The organism is Brevundimonas sp. TWP2-1 (genome assembly GCF_049897645.1).
Classification (GTDB): domain Bacteria; phylum Pseudomonadota; class Alphaproteobacteria; order Caulobacterales; family Caulobacteraceae; genus Brevundimonas.
Window position 1 is genome coordinate 456,744 of record NZ_JAFCWR010000002.1, and the last position, 17,089, is coordinate 473,832.

13 protein-coding genes are annotated in these 17,089 nt (G+C 65.8%); 6 read left to right on the forward strand and 7 right to left on the reverse strand.

What is annotated here, in order from left to right:
• Positions 1 to 176 precede the first annotated feature (176 nt).
• A complete protein-coding gene (locus tag ACP7BH_RS12455) occupies positions 177 to 776 on the forward strand; it encodes a phosphoribosyl-AMP cyclohydrolase (RefSeq protein WP_425985642.1) in 600 nt (199 codons plus the stop codon).
• A gap of 309 nt (positions 777 to 1,085) precedes the next feature.
• Here the strand turns inward: ACP7BH_RS12455 and ACP7BH_RS12460 are convergent, their stop codons facing one another.
• The 5 genes from ACP7BH_RS12460 to ACP7BH_RS12480 all read right to left on the reverse strand — a co-directional run bounded on the left by ACP7BH_RS12460 (position 1,086) and on the right by ACP7BH_RS12480 (position 6,090).
• Positions 1,086 to 1,274 (reverse strand): YdcH family protein, encoded by a 189-nt coding sequence (locus tag ACP7BH_RS12460; RefSeq protein ID WP_425985644.1) that lies wholly within the window; start codon positions 1,272 to 1,274, stop codon positions 1,086 to 1,088.
• A 691-nt stretch (positions 1,275 to 1,965) separates the two neighbouring features.
• Positions 1,966 to 2,391 carry a response regulator gene (locus tag ACP7BH_RS12465; RefSeq protein WP_425985646.1) on the reverse strand — a complete coding sequence of 142 codons (426 nt, stop codon included), beginning with the start codon at positions 2,389 to 2,391 and terminating at the stop codon, positions 1,966 to 1,968.
• Positions 2,388 to 4,343 (reverse strand): PAS domain S-box protein, encoded by a 1,956-nt coding sequence (locus ACP7BH_RS12470; RefSeq protein ID WP_425985648.1) that lies wholly within the window; start codon positions 4,341 to 4,343, stop codon positions 2,388 to 2,390. The genes ACP7BH_RS12465 and ACP7BH_RS12470 overlap by 4 nt, the downstream gene beginning before the upstream one ends.
• Entirely contained in the window at positions 4,340 to 4,987 is a 648-nt protein-coding gene (locus ACP7BH_RS12475) for a response regulator (RefSeq protein WP_425985650.1), read from the reverse strand. The genes ACP7BH_RS12470 and ACP7BH_RS12475 overlap by 4 nt, the downstream gene beginning before the upstream one ends.
• On the reverse strand, positions 4,984 to 6,090 hold the full coding sequence (locus ACP7BH_RS12480) for a sensor histidine kinase (protein ID WP_425985652.1): 1,107 nt from the start codon (positions 6,088 to 6,090) through the stop codon (positions 4,984 to 4,986). The genes ACP7BH_RS12475 and ACP7BH_RS12480 overlap by 4 nt, the downstream gene beginning before the upstream one ends.
• Before the next feature lie 144 nt (positions 6,091 to 6,234).
• Here ACP7BH_RS12480 and ACP7BH_RS12485 point away from each other — a divergent pair, with 144 nt between their 5' ends.
• Together ACP7BH_RS12485 and ACP7BH_RS12490 are read left to right on the forward strand one after the other, a co-directional pair.
• Positions 6,235 to 6,876 (forward strand): DUF2490 domain-containing protein, encoded by a 642-nt coding sequence (locus ACP7BH_RS12485; protein WP_425985654.1) that lies wholly within the window; start codon positions 6,235 to 6,237, stop codon positions 6,874 to 6,876.
• A 17-nt stretch (positions 6,877 to 6,893) separates the two neighbouring features.
• Entirely contained in the window at positions 6,894 to 7,232 is a 339-nt protein-coding gene (locus ACP7BH_RS12490; protein ID WP_425985656.1) for a hypothetical protein, read from the forward strand.
• A gap of 473 nt (positions 7,233 to 7,705) precedes the next feature.
• Here the strand turns inward: ACP7BH_RS12490 and ACP7BH_RS12495 are convergent, their stop codons facing one another.
• Together ACP7BH_RS12495 and traA are read right to left on the reverse strand one after the other, a co-directional pair.
• Positions 7,706 to 8,431: a DUF6118 family protein gene (locus tag ACP7BH_RS12495; protein ID WP_425985658.1), complete on the reverse strand. Its 726-nt coding sequence runs from the start codon at positions 8,429 to 8,431 to the stop codon at positions 7,706 to 7,708.
• 18 nt (positions 8,432 to 8,449) lie between these two features.
• Positions 8,450 to 11,440, reverse strand: coding sequence for a Ti-type conjugative transfer relaxase TraA (gene traA, locus ACP7BH_RS12500; RefSeq protein WP_425985660.1), 2,991 nt, complete (start codon positions 11,438 to 11,440; stop codon positions 8,450 to 8,452).
• 427 nt (positions 11,441 to 11,867) lie between these two features.
• On the opposite strand from traA, the gene ACP7BH_RS12505 reads away from it, so the two are divergent.
• The 3 genes from ACP7BH_RS12505 (at position 11,868) to ACP7BH_RS12515 (ending at position 17,058) form a co-directional block, all read left to right on the forward strand.
• Positions 11,868 to 12,158, forward strand: a complete 291-nt coding sequence (locus ACP7BH_RS12505) for a mobilization protein (RefSeq protein WP_425985662.1) — start codon at positions 11,868 to 11,870, stop codon at positions 12,156 to 12,158.
• A gap of 12 nt (positions 12,159 to 12,170) precedes the next feature.
• Positions 12,171 to 13,763 (forward strand): type IV secretory system conjugative DNA transfer family protein, encoded by a 1,593-nt coding sequence (locus tag ACP7BH_RS12510; RefSeq protein WP_425985664.1) that lies wholly within the window; start codon positions 12,171 to 12,173, stop codon positions 13,761 to 13,763.
• A gap of 265 nt (positions 13,764 to 14,028) precedes the next feature.
• Positions 14,029 to 17,058 carry a type I restriction endonuclease subunit R gene (locus ACP7BH_RS12515; RefSeq protein ID WP_425985666.1) on the forward strand — a complete coding sequence of 1,010 codons (3,030 nt, stop codon included), beginning with the start codon at positions 14,029 to 14,031 and terminating at the stop codon, positions 17,056 to 17,058.
• Positions 17,059 to 17,089 lie beyond the last annotated feature (31 nt).

Here is a 17,089-nt window from a genome sequence, read left to right on the forward strand (position 1 = left end):
CGTGATAGCCGCCGGGAAACACGCCCATCGGCTAGGCCATCCGGCATAGGCCACAGAGGTATGCCGGGCAGCCGACGTCGCCAGCGCGGCATGGACGTAAACAAGGAGGGTCACTGGACGCACGCGCCCCCGCATCGCGCCAATCCTGGCCCCACCGTCACCCAAGGATGCCCATAATGAAGTTTACCTCCCCGCTGGCCGCCATGGCCTTGGCTCTGCCGCTTATGGCGGGCGCCCTGCCCGCCCTGGCCCATGCCAATGACACCTATGCTTCTGCCAGCCTCAACACCTCAGCCGTCGCGCCAATTACCACAGCCGAGGTCGAGGCCGCCCAGCGTGCTTGGGGCGATGCGCTCGTGGCCATCTCCACCGAATATGAGCGAAACGGCCAGGAGGCGGCCAAACGCCTGGCGGGACAGGTTATCGACGCCGCCTATGGCTATGATCTTGGGCCCGTCGCCTTCAAGCCCACCCTGGCGGCCGCGCCCCAGACCTTCCGCACGACTCGAGAAGGTGCTCTGGCGTATTTTGTCGGCGGCGACGCCCGCTTCGCGGCCGACACGGGCTTCGCGCTGAAGAGCTGGCGCGCCTATGAGATCGACAACGCCGCCATCGTGATCAACGGCACCACGGCCATCAGCACCGGAAACGTCATGTTCACCAACGCAGACGGCGTTGTCACGACCGTGGACAAGACCTGGGGCTATGTGCGGGACGCCGAAGGCAAGCTGCGGATCGTGCTGCACCACTCCTCGCTGCCTTACAGCGCCAACTGACCGCCACACCGAACGGCGGCGGGACAGGCCCGCCGCCGTTCATTCAATTCACCCCCCAGCTTCTGTGGTCACACACCGGTCTTTGGGGCCGGTCGCCCCGCTAGGGGTGGCAAACCCACGGCGCCGTGACTTTGCCGGTAGCCCGACGGGCGGGTCTTCCGCAGGTCGCGCATGCCCTGGTCCTGTTCCGGGCCGACGTCGGACTCGACTGCGAACGGGCGCGTACGAAAGCCATCGGCCGCACCGAACCATCGGGACCAGGACCAGCGGGTCCGCAACGGCAACGCTGCGGACCCCAGCCTGATCGAGTCAGGCGTGCAGCCCCTCGCTTGCCGCCTTCAACTCCATGGCCCGCACCCGATCCTGCAGCTCAAGCTTGCGCTTCTTGATCCGGGCCAGGGTGACGGCATCCGGCACCGGTCGGCGCTGCTCCTGTTCCAGCGCCGCTTCCAGCAGCGCGTGGCACCTGCGCAGTCTCTGCAGGAAATGACCATTCATGGTTTACTCCTCTCGTTGCCCATGGAACGCATCTCTCTGCCGACCGCCGCAGCGGAATCTACTTCAAGATGCGCCAACGGAGTCCGACATCAAGATCATTGAGATCGTCAGAGGGGCCCGGACCCCGTCATAGATTTGCGGGCGCTGACGCCGACAGCCAATGAAAAGGCGCTATATCGCCGATAAGGGTGGATGATGGAGCGCACGAGCTGATGGTGGTCCTCTTCCTGCTCGCGGTGCCTCTGCTGCGCGGGTGGGATCAGGAAGACATCGGCTGGCGGCGCGGTTTTCGGGCGACCTTCGCCTTCCCCAGTGCCTGGACCCTTCCGATGGTGCCTCTGTCCGGGTGGTTCTATGACACGGGTCCTGCGGGCATGGTGACGGCTATCATCATGGTCAGCGTGTCTATGGCGCTGTCGATCACAATGTATGCGGCCCGTCTGATCGACATGGTGCTGGTTCTGAGCATCGCGATCCTGGGCGCCCGGTTCCCGGGCTACCGATCCATGACGTCCCGGTGTCTGCATCGCGCGTCGCGCGGGCCCGCCCGCGAACCGCGGGAACTCCAAGCCTTGCGCTCGCCGTCACGCGCCCCGCGGCGAGAAGGTCGGGTTCCACCGAGGGAGTCCCGATCGTCGTGGCCGGATCCCTGCGACAGGTCGGTCGCTTTGTGCCCGAATCCAGCCAGCCCCTAAGTCCCCGATTGCAATCGCCGGTAAAGCGCGCCGGTTTCCAGCACATTCGTCACACGCAGCATGACCTCGATCAGGTCCAGCGGTTTGGTCAGGAAATCCTTGGCGCCCAGGGCCAGGGCGCGGTGCCGCGCCGTCGGCGTCCGATCGGCAGTCAGCACGATCACGGGCTGGAACCGGTCGGGCGGGGTCAGCCGGCGAAGGGCATCCAGCAGCTCGTAGCCGTCGGTCCCCGGCATCATCAGATCCAGCAGGATGAGATCAGGCTGGAGCGCGACGACCCGGTCGATCACCTGGGCGGGGTCGGTCACGCCGTGAAGCTGGGTCAGACCCTCGCGGCGCATCAGGGTCTCGAGCAGAAGCACGTTCGCCGGCTCGTCGTCTACGATCAGGATGCGGCTTTCGGACAGGTCGGGCGGGGTCATGGATTCGCGGCGTCCGGGTCAGGGTTCGGGGTCGATTCGGCGCGGCGGAGCCGGATCCAGAAGATCGTACCCTCCCGGCCGTCCGGCCGGGGTCCATAACCGATCGCGCCCTGCATGGCCTCGACCAGCTGTCGCGACAGGGCCAGGCCCAGACCGGTGCCGCGCACCGCGCCGATCCGCTCCTGACCGAGCCGGTCGAACGGCGAGAATGCCCGCTCGGCGTCGTCGGGATTGAGCCCGGGGCCCTCATCCGAGATTCGCAGGGTCACGTCTTCGGGTCCGGCCTTCACCTCCAGGTCCACCCGGCCGCCCAAGCGATTGTATTTCGTGGCGTTGGAGACCAGGTTCAGCAGAACCTGCAGCAGGCGCCGCCGATCCGCCAGAACGGACAGGGATGAAACCGGTTCGAGGTCGATCGTGATGCCGCGCGCGTCCGCCTCACCGCGTGACAGCGCCACCACCTCGTCCACGACGCCGGCGAGGGCGACGGATCCAACCTGGAGTGCCACCTGTCCGGACTCGACGCTGGATATGTCCAGGACATCGTCGATCAGGGCTTCGAGATGCCGGCCAGCGGCGCGGATCTGATCTACCGCCACGGTCTGCTCGGAGGTGAGCGTGCGCCGATCCATGTCGAGGAGCTGCGCGAAGCCGAGGATGGCGCCGAGAGGTGTCTGGAGCTCATGGCTGGTGCGGGACAGAAAAGCGGACTTGGCGGCATTAGCCGCGACCGCCGCCGCCCGGGCTTGCAGCAGGCCCTCCTCGGCGCGCTTGCGGTCGGTCATGTCGCGGGTGACCTTGGAGAAGCCCCGCAGCCGGCCGGTCTCGTCGCGCAGGGCCGTGATCACGACATTGGCCCAGAATCGGCTACCGTCCTTGCGCCGCCGCCAGCCCTCGTCTTCGGCGCGGCCGTCTGTTCGCGCGCGCTCGAGCAGGCGGGGCGGCAGGTGGCGGCGCGTTTCGGACGGATAGAAGGTCGAGAAGTGATGGCCCAGGATCTCGTCCGCCGACCAGCCCTTGATCCGCTCCGCCCCGGCGTTCCAGGAGACGACATGGCCTTGGGGATCCAGGGCGAAGATGCCGTAGTCACGCACCCCCTCCACCACGAGCCGGAACCGTTCCTCGCTCTCGCGCAACGCCTGTTCGCGGCCGCGCAGGAGACGTCCCGCCTCGTCCATGCGCCGGGCCAGCCGTCCCAGTTCGTCTGCCTCCTCCGGCAGGCTTTCCAGCGGCTCGCCGCGCTCCAGGCGGCCGGCGTTGATCTCCAGCCGACGCACCCGCCGGACGATCCCCACGGTGAACAGATAGACCGCGCCCAGACTGCCGAGAATCCCCAGCACGGCGCACAGGGCGGTCAGCTGCAGGCTGCGGTCACGGAACCGGTCAGCCCGTTCCAGTCTGGCGTTCAGCAGGGCCGCCTCGCGCGTCTGCATGGCATCGATCTCCGCCCTGAGCAGATCCAGCACGGCCTTGTTGGCGTCCAGGCCGACCTGCAACGCCGCCGGATTAGGCGCCCGGCCCTCCTGGGCCTCGGCGAGCAGTCCGGACAGACCCTCGCGCTTGCGCAGCGACAGGACGCGGACCCTCTCGAAGCGGCGGCGGATTTCCGCGTCGCGGATCTGCCGGTCCAGACGCTCGAGGGTGGCGGGCAGGCGCGCCTCCGCGTCCCGGTATGGCGTCAGGAACCGGTCCTCCCGACTCAGCAGATAGCCCCGGACGCCGCTGGCGGCCTCCGCCAGAAGGGCATGGACCTCGTGGATGTCGCGCTGGATGGCGACGGCGGCACGGACGTCGGCCTCGGCGCGCGCCTCGGCCCGGCCCGCCCAGTGTAGGGCGAACAGGGCCAGCAAGAGAACGGCCAGCGGCAGGGCCACCACCACCAGCCCCTTGATGGCGAGCGGCTGGTCGGCCCATAGGCCTCGCACACCCGGCCTGGAGCGGGACGCCGTCACGCGGGGCGCAGAGCCCGCGTGACCAGCACCGCAGCCTGGGTCCGATCGGTGACACCCAGTTTGCCGATGACCCGCTCGACATGGACCTTGACGGTGCCGGGGCTGATGCCGAGCGCCCGGGCGATGGTCTTGTTGGTGGCACCGGAGGCGACGAGGTCCAGGATCTCGCGCTCGCGCACCGTCAGCCGCGCCAGGCGCGCCGTATCGGTGTCGACGGACCGGACCGGCGAGGCGAGGGCCTGGGTCACCAGGTCCATGGGGAACACCGGCCGCCCGGCCAGGACGTCCTCGATGGCCGCGACGAGGTCATCGACGCGCGCGTCTTTCAGGACATAGCCGGTGGCTCCGGCCTCGACGGCCGCGCGCACATAATCGGCCGTGTCGTGCATCGTCAGCATGAGGATCCGGGTCGCGGGGCTCTGTTGCCGGATGCGGCGCGCGGCCTGCAGGCCGTCGGGCCCGGAGCCCAGACGAATGTCGAGCAGGACCAGGTCCGGCCGCAGCGCCGTGCACAGCCGCACCGCCTCCTCGGCATCCGGCGCCGATCCCACGATATCCAGCGCGGTCCGGCGCGACAGGACGGCCCGCAGACCCTCGCGCGCCAGGGGATGGTCATCGACGATGACCACGGTGCTGGACGTCATCGCGGCATCTCCCGGGGAATTTCAGCCGTAATCTGGGTGCCCCCGCCGGGAGCACTTGTGACGCCAAGCGATCCGCCCAGAACGGTCATCCGTTCCTCCATGACTTGGAGACCGATCCCGTAACCCGGCTCGGCCGAACCATCCCCTGGCGGGACCGGGGCGAACCCGCGCCCCTCGTCACGCACCCGCAGCCGATAGCCATCGGGCAGGGTCTCCAGCGACAGGACGACGGCGGTCGGGCCGGCGTGTTTGCGAACATTGGCAAGCGCCTCCTGGGCGACCCGGTACATCGCGGTCTCGACCAGATCCGGCCAGCGGTCCTGCACGGCCAGCGTCAGGGTCACCTCAAAGCCGTCCGCGATCAGCGGCTCGGCCAGGGCCTTCACGGCCGTCGCCAGTCCCAGGTCGTCCAGCGCGGTCGGGCGCAAACCCGAGATAACGGCACGCAGCTCGCGCATCAGCGTCAGCGACGTGTGGGTCGCCGGCTCCAGCTTGGCGCGATCCTGGGGCTCCAGATCGTGGGCGCAGGCCTCGATCTGGCGGAACAGAGCCCCGGCCAGTTGGGCCACCCCGTCGTGGAGGTCCTGTGAGACCCTGCGGCGCTCGTCCTCCTGACTGGTGAACAGCCGGTCCAAGACACGCTCGAGACGCGCCTCCCGGTCCCTCAGCAGCGCCAGCAGAGCCGCGCGATCGCGATCGCGTTCGACCCGATCGATGGCCGCCCCCATGCCCTGCATCAGTACCTCAAGGACCCGGCCGTCCTCGGGATCGTCGTCGCCGACGCTCGCCTCGCCGTCGGCCGGCTCGAACACGAGGCGACCCACGATCCGCCCTTGCGGCCCCGGGGCGGACAGCGCCCGACCGACGAACGCGTCGGCGTCCCGGATGACCCGCCCGCGGGTCCGGCCCATGAAGACCGCGCCACGCTGAGCCGCCAGCGACAGCACCGCATCCAGACCCTCCGGCGCGGCCTCGGCGAGGTCGCGAGCGGTCTCCAGCAACAGGCGCAGACGGGTCCCTCGCGCTTCCGCGTCGCGGAACATCGCACGCAGCGTGCCCACCGTGTCGGGCAGGCCGGTCAGGGGAGCGGGAGCACCATCCATGCGCCGACCCTTAGCAGCCTCGCAGGCTCTGGGCATATGCCGTCCGGCCTAGGCCGGACGGCCCGCCGGACGGCAGACGCAGCCAACGCACGCGCTCGGCAGGTTGCCGCTGACCGTATCGCAACTCCGAGAGACTGGCCCTTGATGATCAGACCCCTTGTTCTTGGCCTTGTGGTCGCGTGGTCTTGTGTGGCCACGTCCGCCCGGGCCGACGACACCGAACTCTGGCTCAATCCGCGCGCCTCGACCGAGCTCCGGAACGGTCTGGGGCTCGAACTCGAAACGGCCCAGCGGTTCCGCGCGGAGCCGCGCCAGGACACGGTGTACTTCCGGCTCTGGGTTCACAAGCAGGGTTCGTCCGGGCTGAAGTACAGCGCAGGGGCCGAACAGCGGTTCAACGGCCCAGACGAGCGCGAGACGCGCCTGCTGCAGCAGGTCAGCTACGGCTGGGGGCCGGTTGACCTGCGCACCCGCGTCGAACAGCGCGATGTCTCCTCGGACGACCGATGGGGCCTTCGCGCGCGCCAGCGCGTGGGCACGACCATCCCGCTGACCGATGACGAGACCGGCTGGTCCATTGCGGTCAATGCCGAGGCCTTCGTCACCGCCCGCAGCACCTCGGTCGACGGGGACACCGGGCTGACCGGACTGCGGACCTTCGTCGGGCTGGAGCGTCCTGTGGGTCGGGCCGAGCTTAGCGTCGGCTATCTGCGCCAGCAGGACATCCGTCCCGGGCGCGACCGGGTCGCCCATGCCCCCTTTCTGGGCCTCAATCTGACCTTCTAGATCTCAAGGACCGTCGCATGCTGACCGCTCTCGTCCTCTCGGTGTCGCTCGCCGCCGCATCCGCGGCATCGGACCCGCACCCCGCACCGCGACTGGAGGGCGCGCCGGGCGCGGTCCCCTGCCCCGCGCTGTCCAGGCAGCTGAGGACCTTCGATCGCTTGGACCGGGACCGGGACGGCGTCCTGACATCCCAGGACACCCAGCGGCGCCAGGTGGGCCGCGATCGCGGCCGACGCAGTCTTCATGATCCCCTGTTCAGGCCGCTCGACCTTGATGGCGACGGCCGGGCGACCCGCGCGGAGCTGACGGAACCGACCGCCTGCGCGGGTTCTGCCATGGACCCGGCACAACCCTGACAGCGGGCCTGTCTCGTCGCGCCTGAACGCGGTGTGGCGAGCCCCTGATCTGGCTTGGCATCCACCCCGGCGCGGTGCCAGATAGCCGCGCGACCGCAGTGGTCGGACAGTGAGAGGGCCCGCCGGGTTGAGCTTAGCCGCGAGCATCAGGACATCCTCGACGCGGCCGGGCCGTCAGGGGCCTATCCCTGCGGTCCAGACCCCTAGGTCTCGCCGGCGCGGCGCGCTGCGTCTGCTCCGTATCGGCTCCCGCGGCTCGTTCTGGTCTGCGATCAGCCCCGTTTCCTGCTGTGGGAGCCGGACCGAACCCCCTCGCCAATCCCGCTTCAGCTTGGTCAACAGGCCAGAAAGCGGTCATTGCCAACCGCCGCTATGAGTCAGTCACGGACCTCCAGACCGACTCCCCGGAATGGCCGCATCGGGTCGATGTCAGTCATGTTTATCAATGCCCGAAGCAGACTTCTGCCAAGCCCCTAAGAGATTACGGGTGGCAGCACTAGGCTGCTACTCTGATAGCGGTCTGCTACCGAATCCTTCGGCGGCGCCACCGTCACCGTGCACCGCTGCACCTTCCCGCTATCGATCGCCGCCGCCCGGCACGCCTCAAGGGCGTCCCGGTTCTCGTCGGCAAGCCGGGCGTCCGCGACGATCCGAGCCCAGCCCATCGGGTTCGCCGCCCGCATTAACGCTCCGCCGGCCGTCCAGCGATCCTCCCGCATCACCAGAGTCGCCACTCGTGTGTTCAGCTCGAACGGCAAGACGCCGGCGAGGATCGGCGAAAGCAACAGCCCGACCGCGAACGCCAAGCCCCCGATCCAGCCCAGCAACCGGGCTTGCATATCCTTCGCCCAGGCCTGACCGATGAGGCCGGAGAGCCGTGACCGCTCGCGCTCCGCCTCCTGCGCGGCGCGGTCCAGCCTCTGCGCCGCCTCCCGCACCAGCGCCGAACCCGCCCTCGCGATACCTTGGCCCTGCTGCTCAGGCGTGAGGTTAAGCGCAGGCGAGGTCAGCACCGTCTCCAACGACTGACCGATCTCGTCGAGACCCTTGCCGAGTATCGCGAGATCCTGACTGTAGTCAGGCGGCCGGTTCTCCCGGATCGCCGCTGGAAGGCCCTCGATCGCGCGGCGCAGCACCGAGACCTCGGCCCGCAGGTCCTCGAACGCCTGGGCCGGGTCGCCCGCCTGATCCTCCGCCATCCTCGCCTCCTGACTTCGTTACAACGACAGGCCCCGATACAAGTCCCGCCTGATCTGCTGGGTCGCCTGCTGCACGCTACGCGCCGAGATCACCCGACCGAGGGTCGAACTCTGGCCCATTCCCAAGTCCTGCGCCCGCGACCGCACCAGTGATGCCAGCTGCGGATCGCGCTTCAGCGTGCCCGCCATCGCCTTCATGCGCGCTTCCACGCGTTGGCGTTCGCCTCTGTGCCGCCACCCGTCCAGCCGGTCATGCTGCGTTTCCAGCCGCTTCCAATCCTTCACCAACCGGTCGGCCTTCAACATCGGATCATGCCGGACCCGCGCTTCGCGGCGGATGGCGCCCGCCAGCTCGGCACCGCGTTCAGACCCGCGAAGATCCCGCATGGCGAGCCAGGTTGAGGGCTCATGACGCAAGGCGTTATGCAGGTCGCGCGTCGCCCCCGGCCTCGTCTGATCCAGCACCGCCCCGGCCTCGCGCAGTTCGCGCTTCTGATATTCAAGCACGGGCAGCTTCTGGGCGCGCATCCGCTCGGTATCGTCCATGGCCCGCGCAAAGCGCTCCACCGAAACCTCCAACGTCTGCGCGAGAACGGGAGCCGTTCGCCCCGGCCCGGACGACGACAAGCCTTCCACGCGGCTGAACTGCGGCGGTGCCGCGCGCTTGTTCAGGGTCAACCCGTCGAACAGGCCCCGTTTGCGAGATTCGGCGTCGTGACCCGTGGCGCGGGTCGGCGCTTCGAGGCCGCGCCGTGCGGCATAGTCCAGCGTGGTTTCCTTGAGCCCCGTCCGCGAAAGCCGCGCCGACAAAGCGTCCAGATCCTTGAACTCATTCCGGTTGGCATAGAGCGTCACTGCCTCCCGGTGGCGGGTCATGGCCACATAGGTCAGGTGCCGGTCCATCGTGGCGGACGCCAGCACATAGGTTCGATCCACCGTCGCGCCCTGAGCCTTGTGGATGGTGGTGGCGTAGCCGTGATCCACGGCGGCGTAGTCCGCCATAGACACCGAGACCGCGCGGCCCTGGCCCGGCTTTTTGGCGCTGTCCAACCGCACCTCCAGCCGACCGGCCTCGGCCCGTTCCACTGTGCCCAACATGCCGTTCTTCACCCCGAGGTCGCGATTGTTCTCCCTGAACAGGATCCGGTCCCCGGTGGCGAAGGCCCGTTCGCCCTCGGTCGTTTGGTAGAGGTGCTCGCCGCGAAGCTCGCCCCGGTCCTGCCGCGCGGCCCGGATCGCGTCGTTCAGTTCCGCCACGTCCAGACGGCGGTGCGCCAGCACCAGCCGCGAGCCGTCCGGCCGGGCGACCATGTCGGCGATCACGTCGGCGACGATCGCCTGATGCGCCGCGCCCGTGTCGGCCTCGAAACGGACCGCACCGCGCTCGGCATAGGCGGTCAGACCCTCATGGGTGCGGTGCCGCGCGAGGTTCACGGAGGCGTCGCGCTGCCAGTTCTCGCGCTGGCGACGGATCTCCCCCAGCTCCACAAAGCCAACGCGTTCAGCCACCGCACGGAACGCCGCGCCGGGACCGATCGGCTGGAGCTGCTCGGGATCGCCCACCAGCACCACCTTGGCACCGGACCGGTCGGCCTCTTTCAACACGCGCGAGAGCTGGCGGCTCCCCACCATCCCCGCCTCGTCGATCACCAGCACGCTGCGAGGCCCGAGGGTGTCGCGACCGCGCTCCCAACTCCGTTCCCAGCTCGCGAGCGTCCGCGAGGCGATCCCCGAGGACTCCTCCAGCCCTTCAGCCGCCTTGCCCGCCAGCGCCGCGCCCATCACCCGGTAGCCGTCGGCCTCCCACGCCTGACGCGCGGCGCTGAGCATGGTGCTCTTGCCGGCGCCCGCCATGCCGACCACGGCCCCGATCCGTTCGGGACCGGTGAGGTGTCTGACCGCCTGGCTCTGCTCCCCGGACAGGAAGGGCCGCTCGACGAGGGCGCGCTCGGTGTGCTGTCGGCCGACGCCGAATGTCCGGCTGTCCGCCATCCGGTCGGCGCTGTCGGCCATCGACTGTTCGACGGCGATCATCTCCGTGGTGGAGTAGCTCGCCGGCTTCAAAGTCCGGCCGAACTCATCCCTTTGCTCGGGGCGCAGTTCGACCAGGGCGGGCGACGCCATGGCTCTGGCGAAGGCCCGCTGGAAAGCGTCGGGATCATCGACGTAGCGGTGAATTACCCTGGCCACATCGGTGCGGTCGAACACGCTCTTCTCGTTCGTGACCAGGGTCAGCGCCTGCTCGGGTTTCTCGCGGATCAGTCGGGCGTTGCGCTGCTCCTGTTCAGCGTCCTGACGGGCGCGCGCCACGGACTTGCCGCGCCGGTCCATCTGGGTGGCGTGGACGCCCATATGCTGGGTCGGTTCGATCTCCAGACCACAGGCCTGATGAGAGCGATGATCGATGCGCAGGTCGTGACCCGCCAACGCCAGATGGCGGTTGGCCCGATCCTCCCAATCCAGACGCAAATCGCGCAGCTGATCGTGCGAGGTCGGCAGGCCGAGCGCGATCAGCCGCTTGTTCTCCAGCTCCATCTCGGACTTCTCACCGAGGCCCTCGCGTTCGACCTTGCGGGTGGTCAGCAGAATGTGGGCGTGGTGGTTGCGCACGTCGGTGTCGCCGTGCGGACTGTGGATCGCAAAATCCACTGCCACCCCGTAGCGATCGGCCAGCCCTTGAGCGAACTCCCTTGTCAGCGCGAGCCGCTGCTCGGGCGTCAGTTCATGCGGCAGGGCGACCTCGACTTCGCGGGCCACCCGGGCGTCCTTGCGGTTTTCCGCGAACTCCGCCGCATTCCACAGGGTCGAACGGTCCTGCGCCCACGCGACGTCCACGCCGTCCGGCAATACGATCTCGGTGTGCTCCACGCCGCGACGGGCCGTAAAGTCGTGGGTCTGGCCGTCGCGTTCGTTGGTCAGCTTCTGCGAGGCGCGATAGGCCGCTGCGGCGACGGCGCTGCGCCCGCTCGAACGGCTGATCGGCTTCATCGCCAGATGATAGATCGCCATGGCGACCTCCAGGGAACCGCCGTGAGGGCGGCCAGACTGGCGGGCCGAGGAAACGCAAAGCCACGCCGTCGCCCGGGTCCGTCGATGGGAAAATATCAAGCCCTGAGTTGCACAGCAACTCGTAAGTGCGCCCTTCGCCAATCTTCACTTCGCTCGATAGGCTCGGTGAGGCGCGCTTGTGAACAAGCGATGTAGGAAATCTAAGCCGCCATTCAGCAACGGGTGGACAGCCGCCAAGCGAATCGGTTCGCCAGCTTTGGGTGAGCATGGCGAGGCTTGCAATCCGCCGCAATGACGCGGGGAAGACCGGGGTGTTGCTGGAACGTTGCTGGACGGTACGCCGGGGTGCCTCGCTGGAAACGATGACGGCTCGGTGCTCTTGTGCTACCTTGGGTTTCTGCAACGGAGTGGCGACACGGAGGAAACGATGGCGAGGCGGTCAATCGCCGAGCGGCTGGCTCAACTGGAGGCCCAGCGAAAATCGCTACAGACCAAGCTCGGCAAACAGGAGCGGGCCAGAGATACGCGCCGCAAGATCCTGCTCGGCGCCTTGGTCCTGCACCGGCTGGAGAAGGGGCAGGACGCCTTCTCCAAAGAGCATCTTCCCCACTGGCTGCGGCGCGAGCTCCCCGGCTTTATCACCCGCGACGACGACGCCGCCCTGTTCTCCGATCTGATCGGCGAGAGTGGCGCGGTGCCGCTGCCCGACAAGACCTGATCGGGCGCTGAGGTGCTGCGCCGGCTCTTCGGACTCGTCGGGCTGATCATCACCCTGATCAGTGGCTACCTGATGGGCACCATCATCGGTCTGGTCTTCATCATCCCGTTCATCCTGATCCGGCACACCAATGAGACTGAGCAGAACTGGCTTTTGCTCGCGGCCGGATCGGCGGGAGCCCTCATCGCCTGGCTAAAACGACGGGCGCCGGGCGCGGGACTCGAAGACACTGGCGACGTGCATGGCTCGGCCCGATGGGCGAGCGAGCGGGAGGTCCGGGCGTCGCTGGGCGGGGCGGACGGGTTGATCGTCGGGCGGGAGAACCGGCGGGGCGGCCAGCTTCTGCGCTACGATGGCGAGCAGCATCTGATCACTATCGCGCCTACCCGGTCTGGCAAGGGCGTCGGCGCCATCATTCCCAATCTGCTGACCGTCAACCGATCGATCCTCTGCATCGACCCCAAGGGTGAGAATGCGCGGCTCACCGTGCGGGCGCGGCTCGGCTTCGGGCCGGTTGAGGTGCTGGACCCGTTCGGTGTGTCGGGTATGCATTCCGCCGCCTTCAATCCGTTGGACTCTCTCGATCCGGACAGTCTGGAGCTGGCCGAGGACGCCGCCCTGCTTGCGGACGCACTGGTTTACGATCCGCCGGGCCAGACCGGCGAGGCGCACTGGAACGAAGAGGCCAAGGCGCTGATCGCCGGCGTCATCCTCCATGTCGTCTGTTCCGAACACGCTGGCGCCCGCAACCTTGTCACCGTGCGCGACATGCTCACCAGCGCCCCCGAGGCCTTCGACAAGATGCTGGCGGTAATGCAGAAATCTAAGGGCGCCGGTGGCCTCGTCGCGCGGGCAGCCAATCGTCATCTGAGTAAAAGCGGTCGGGAGGCGGCGGGGGTGCTGTCGTCGGCCCAGCGCCACACACACTTCCTGGACAGCCAACGGATGTCGGCGGTCTTGAGGCATTCGGATTTCCGGTTCGAGGATTTGAAGGCTGAGGTCTGCACGGTGTTTTTGGTCCTGCCGCCCGAGCGGCTGAGCACGCATGCGCGCTGGCTGCGCCTGCTCGTGGCCCAAGCCATCGGCGCACTGGCCAAATCCACAGAGCGACCGGACGGGCCGGTCCTTCTTCTGCTGGATGAGTTCGCAGCCTTGGGACGGTTGGAGCCGCTGGAACAGGCCTTCGGTCTGATGGCGGGTTATGGCCTGCAACTCTGGCCGATCCTCCAAGATCTGCACCAGCTGAGGAGCGTCTACGGAGAACGCGCGGGGACGTTTCTGTCGAACGCCGGGCTGATCCAAATCTTCAACGTCGGTGATGTCGAGACCGCGAGCTGGGTTTCCCGGTCGATGGGCTCGGGGACCGTCGCATACCGAACGGCGAGCAGCGGAGAATCGCAGTCGCCGGGGCCGATGATGTTCTCGCAGACATCCACCAACACCTCCACGACAGACCATCTCGTGAAGCGCGAACTGCTCACGGCCGACGAAGTGATGCGGCTGGATTCCAGTTTGGAGATCCTGCTGCGTCAGGGCCAGGCGCCGGTCGCCGCACTAAAGGTGCGATATTTTTCTGATCCGGAGTTCGTTGCTATTATCGACTAGACGGAAAGGCGTCAGCGTTCCGTAGGCAATGAGTTAGTAGCCGCCTAGCATCTCCTTGGAGCAGAACCCTTCGACGCTATCCAGCTCTAGGGGCCTATTTAGCGATGTCTCCTGTTCGCCAAGCGCGGACATCAGAACGCCGCCCGATAGCAGACACGAGGTCGCCACGTGTCTGGCGGCCGTCTCGGCTTTGCCGGGGCTCGCGTTCCTCTCCATCGTCGGCTAGGCAGGGGCCTCTTTTAGCTCAGGAACGTCAGCCCTCTCAATGTCGATGAACACGTCGGAACGGCATCTCGAAGAGACGTTTCTCGCCAAACTGCGCGACCTGAAATATGAGTTGCGGGCAGATATCCGTGATCGAGCCGCACTTGAGGCGAACTTCCGGGAGAAGTTCGAAGCGTTGAATCAAGTCGCGCTGACAGACAGCGAGTTTCAGCGGCTTCTCGACGAGATCGTGACGTCGGATGTCTTCACGGCTGCGCGGACCCTACGTGAGCGCAATCACTTCACACGCGATGATGGAACACCGCTCAACTACACGCTCGTCAACATTCGGGACTGGTGCAAAAACTCGTTTGAGGTCGTCAGTCAGCTCAGAATGAACACCCAGAACAGCCATCATCGCTACGATGTGATATTGCTGATCAATGGCGTTCCGGTCGTTCAAATCGAGCTGAAAACGCTGGGTATAAGCCCTCGCCGCGCGATGGAGCAGATCGTTGAATACAAGAACGATGCGGGCAACGGCTACTCAAACACTATCATGTGCTTTCTGCAGATTTTTGTGGTCAGCAACCGGCACCACACCTTCTATTTCGCGAATAACAATGCACGGCATTTCGCGTTCAATGCCGACGAGCGGTTTCTGCCGGTCTACGAGTTCGCCGACGTGGACAACAAGAAGGTCCTTCATCTCGATAGCTTCGCGGAGAGCTTTCTCGCAAAGTGCACTCTAGGCCAAGCCATCTCCCGCTACATGGTTCTCGTCGCCAGCGAGCAGAAGCTTCTGATGATGCGACCGTACCAGGTATATGCGGTCAAGGCGATCGTTGACTCCATCGCCCAAGACTGCGGAAACGGCTACGTTTGGCACACAACGGGCAGCGGGAAGACGCTGACCTCCTTCAAGGCCTCGACACTTTTAAAGGACAACCCTGACATCCAAAAGTGTCTCTTCGTTGTGGACCGCAAGGACCTCGATCGGCAGACGCGCGAGGAGTTCAACCGGTTTCAGGAAGGCTGCGTCGAGGAAAACACCAACACCGCATCCCTGGTTCGACGCCTCTTGTCAGATGATTACGCCGACAAGGTCATCGTCTGCACTATCCAAAAGTTGGGCCTCGCGCTGGACGAGAACAGCAAGCGCAACAAGCAGCAGAAGGCAGCTGGCAGGACGAGTTTCAAAGAGCAGCTGGCACCGCTCCGTGACAAGCGCATCGCTTTTATTTTTGACGAGTGCCATCGGTCGCAGTTTGGCGAAAACCATAAGGCAATCAAGGATTTCTTCCCGCGCGCCCAACTCTTCGGGTTCACCGGCACGCCAATCTTCGACCAGAATGCCGCCCAACAGAAAATCGAAGACGCCCAAGGCAGCATGAAAACGACGGAAGATCTCTTCCAGAAGCGCCTTCACACCTACACCATCACCCACGCGATCGAGGACGGAAACGTCCTTCGTTTCCACGTCGACTATTTTAAGGCGCAAGGCAAAACGGTTCCAAAACCGGGCGAGCCGTTAGCGAAACGAGCGGTCATCGAAGCCATCTTGTCCAAGCACGACGCCGCCACGGGTCATCGGCGGTTCAATGCTTTGCTCGCGACGTCGTCGATCAATGACGCCATTGAATATCATGCGCTGTTCGAGACCATGCAGGCCGAGAGGCAGATCACGGATCCCGACTTTGAGCCTCTGAACATCGCGTGCGTATTCTCTCCGCCTGCGGAGGGTAATCCTGACGTGAAGCAGATTCAGGAGGATCTTCCAACTGAGAAGGAAGACAACGCTGTCGAGCCGGAGAAAAAGAAGGAGGCGCTAAAAGCCATCCTCTCGGATTACAACGTACGCTACGGCACCAATCACAAGATCAGCGAATTCGACGCCTATTATCAGGATGTGCAGAAACGCATCAAGGACCAACAGTGGCCCGAAGCCGACCTCAAGAAGGCCTATCCTAACTTCCCGCACCACAAAATAGACATCACCATTGTCGTGGACATGCTGCTAACGGGTTTCGATTCTAAATTCTTGAACACGCTCTACGTCGACAAGAACCTAAAGCATCACGGCCTGATCCAGGCTTTTTCGCGCACCAACCGCGTGTTGAATGCGACAAAGCCCTACGGAAACATCCTGGACTTTCGTCAGCAGCAATCGGCTGTTGACGCCGCCATTGCGCTCTTCTCCGGCGAGGCCGCCGGTGAGAAGGCGCGCGAAATCTGGCTGGTCGACAAGGCCCCGGTGGTCATACAGAAGCTGGAAGCCGCAGTGGGCAAGCTAGACGCCTTCATGGCGTCGCAGAAGCTCAACAGCGCTCCCGACGCCGTACCCAACCTCAAGGGAGACGCGGCGCGCGCGGCCTTCGTCGAGCATTTCAAGGAGGTTCAGCGCCTCAAAACCCAGCTCGACCAATACACCGATCTGACGCCTGAGAACGCCGAGACCATCGAAAAAATCTTGCCGCGCGAAAACCTGCTGGGCTTTCGTGGCGCCTATCTGGAAACCGCCCAGCGGCTTCGAGCCCAACAGGGCGGAGGGGACGGCAAACCAACCCAAGAGGTGGACCAGCTGGACTTCGAGTTTGTCCTCTTTGCCTCCGCCGTTATCGACTACGATTATATAATGGGACTCATCACCCGCTATTCCGAAGCCACCCCCGGCAAGCAGAAGATGACCCGCGAGGAACTGATCGGCCTTATCCAGTCCGACGCCAAGTTCATGGATGAGCGGGAGGATATCGCGGCCTATATCGCCACCCTGAAAGCGGGCGAAGGTCTAAGTGAGACGACCATCCGCGAAGGCTATTCCCGGTTCAAGGCCGAAAAGAATGCGGCGGAACTGGTCGCAATCGCAGCCCGCCATGGAATCGTCCCGCATGACCTTCAGGTCTTTGTCGACGCTATCCTGCAGCGCATGATCTTTGACGGCGATGCGCTTACCGACCTGATGGAACCGCTCGGCCTTAACTGGAAAGCGCGGCGGGTGACGGAACTGGACCTGATGGCCGATCTGATGCCGCTTTTGCACAAACGCGCCGACGGCCGCGAGATTTCGGGGCTAAGCGCCTATGACCAGTGAGGGGGGACCGGCACACCGGCCCAGGAACCGT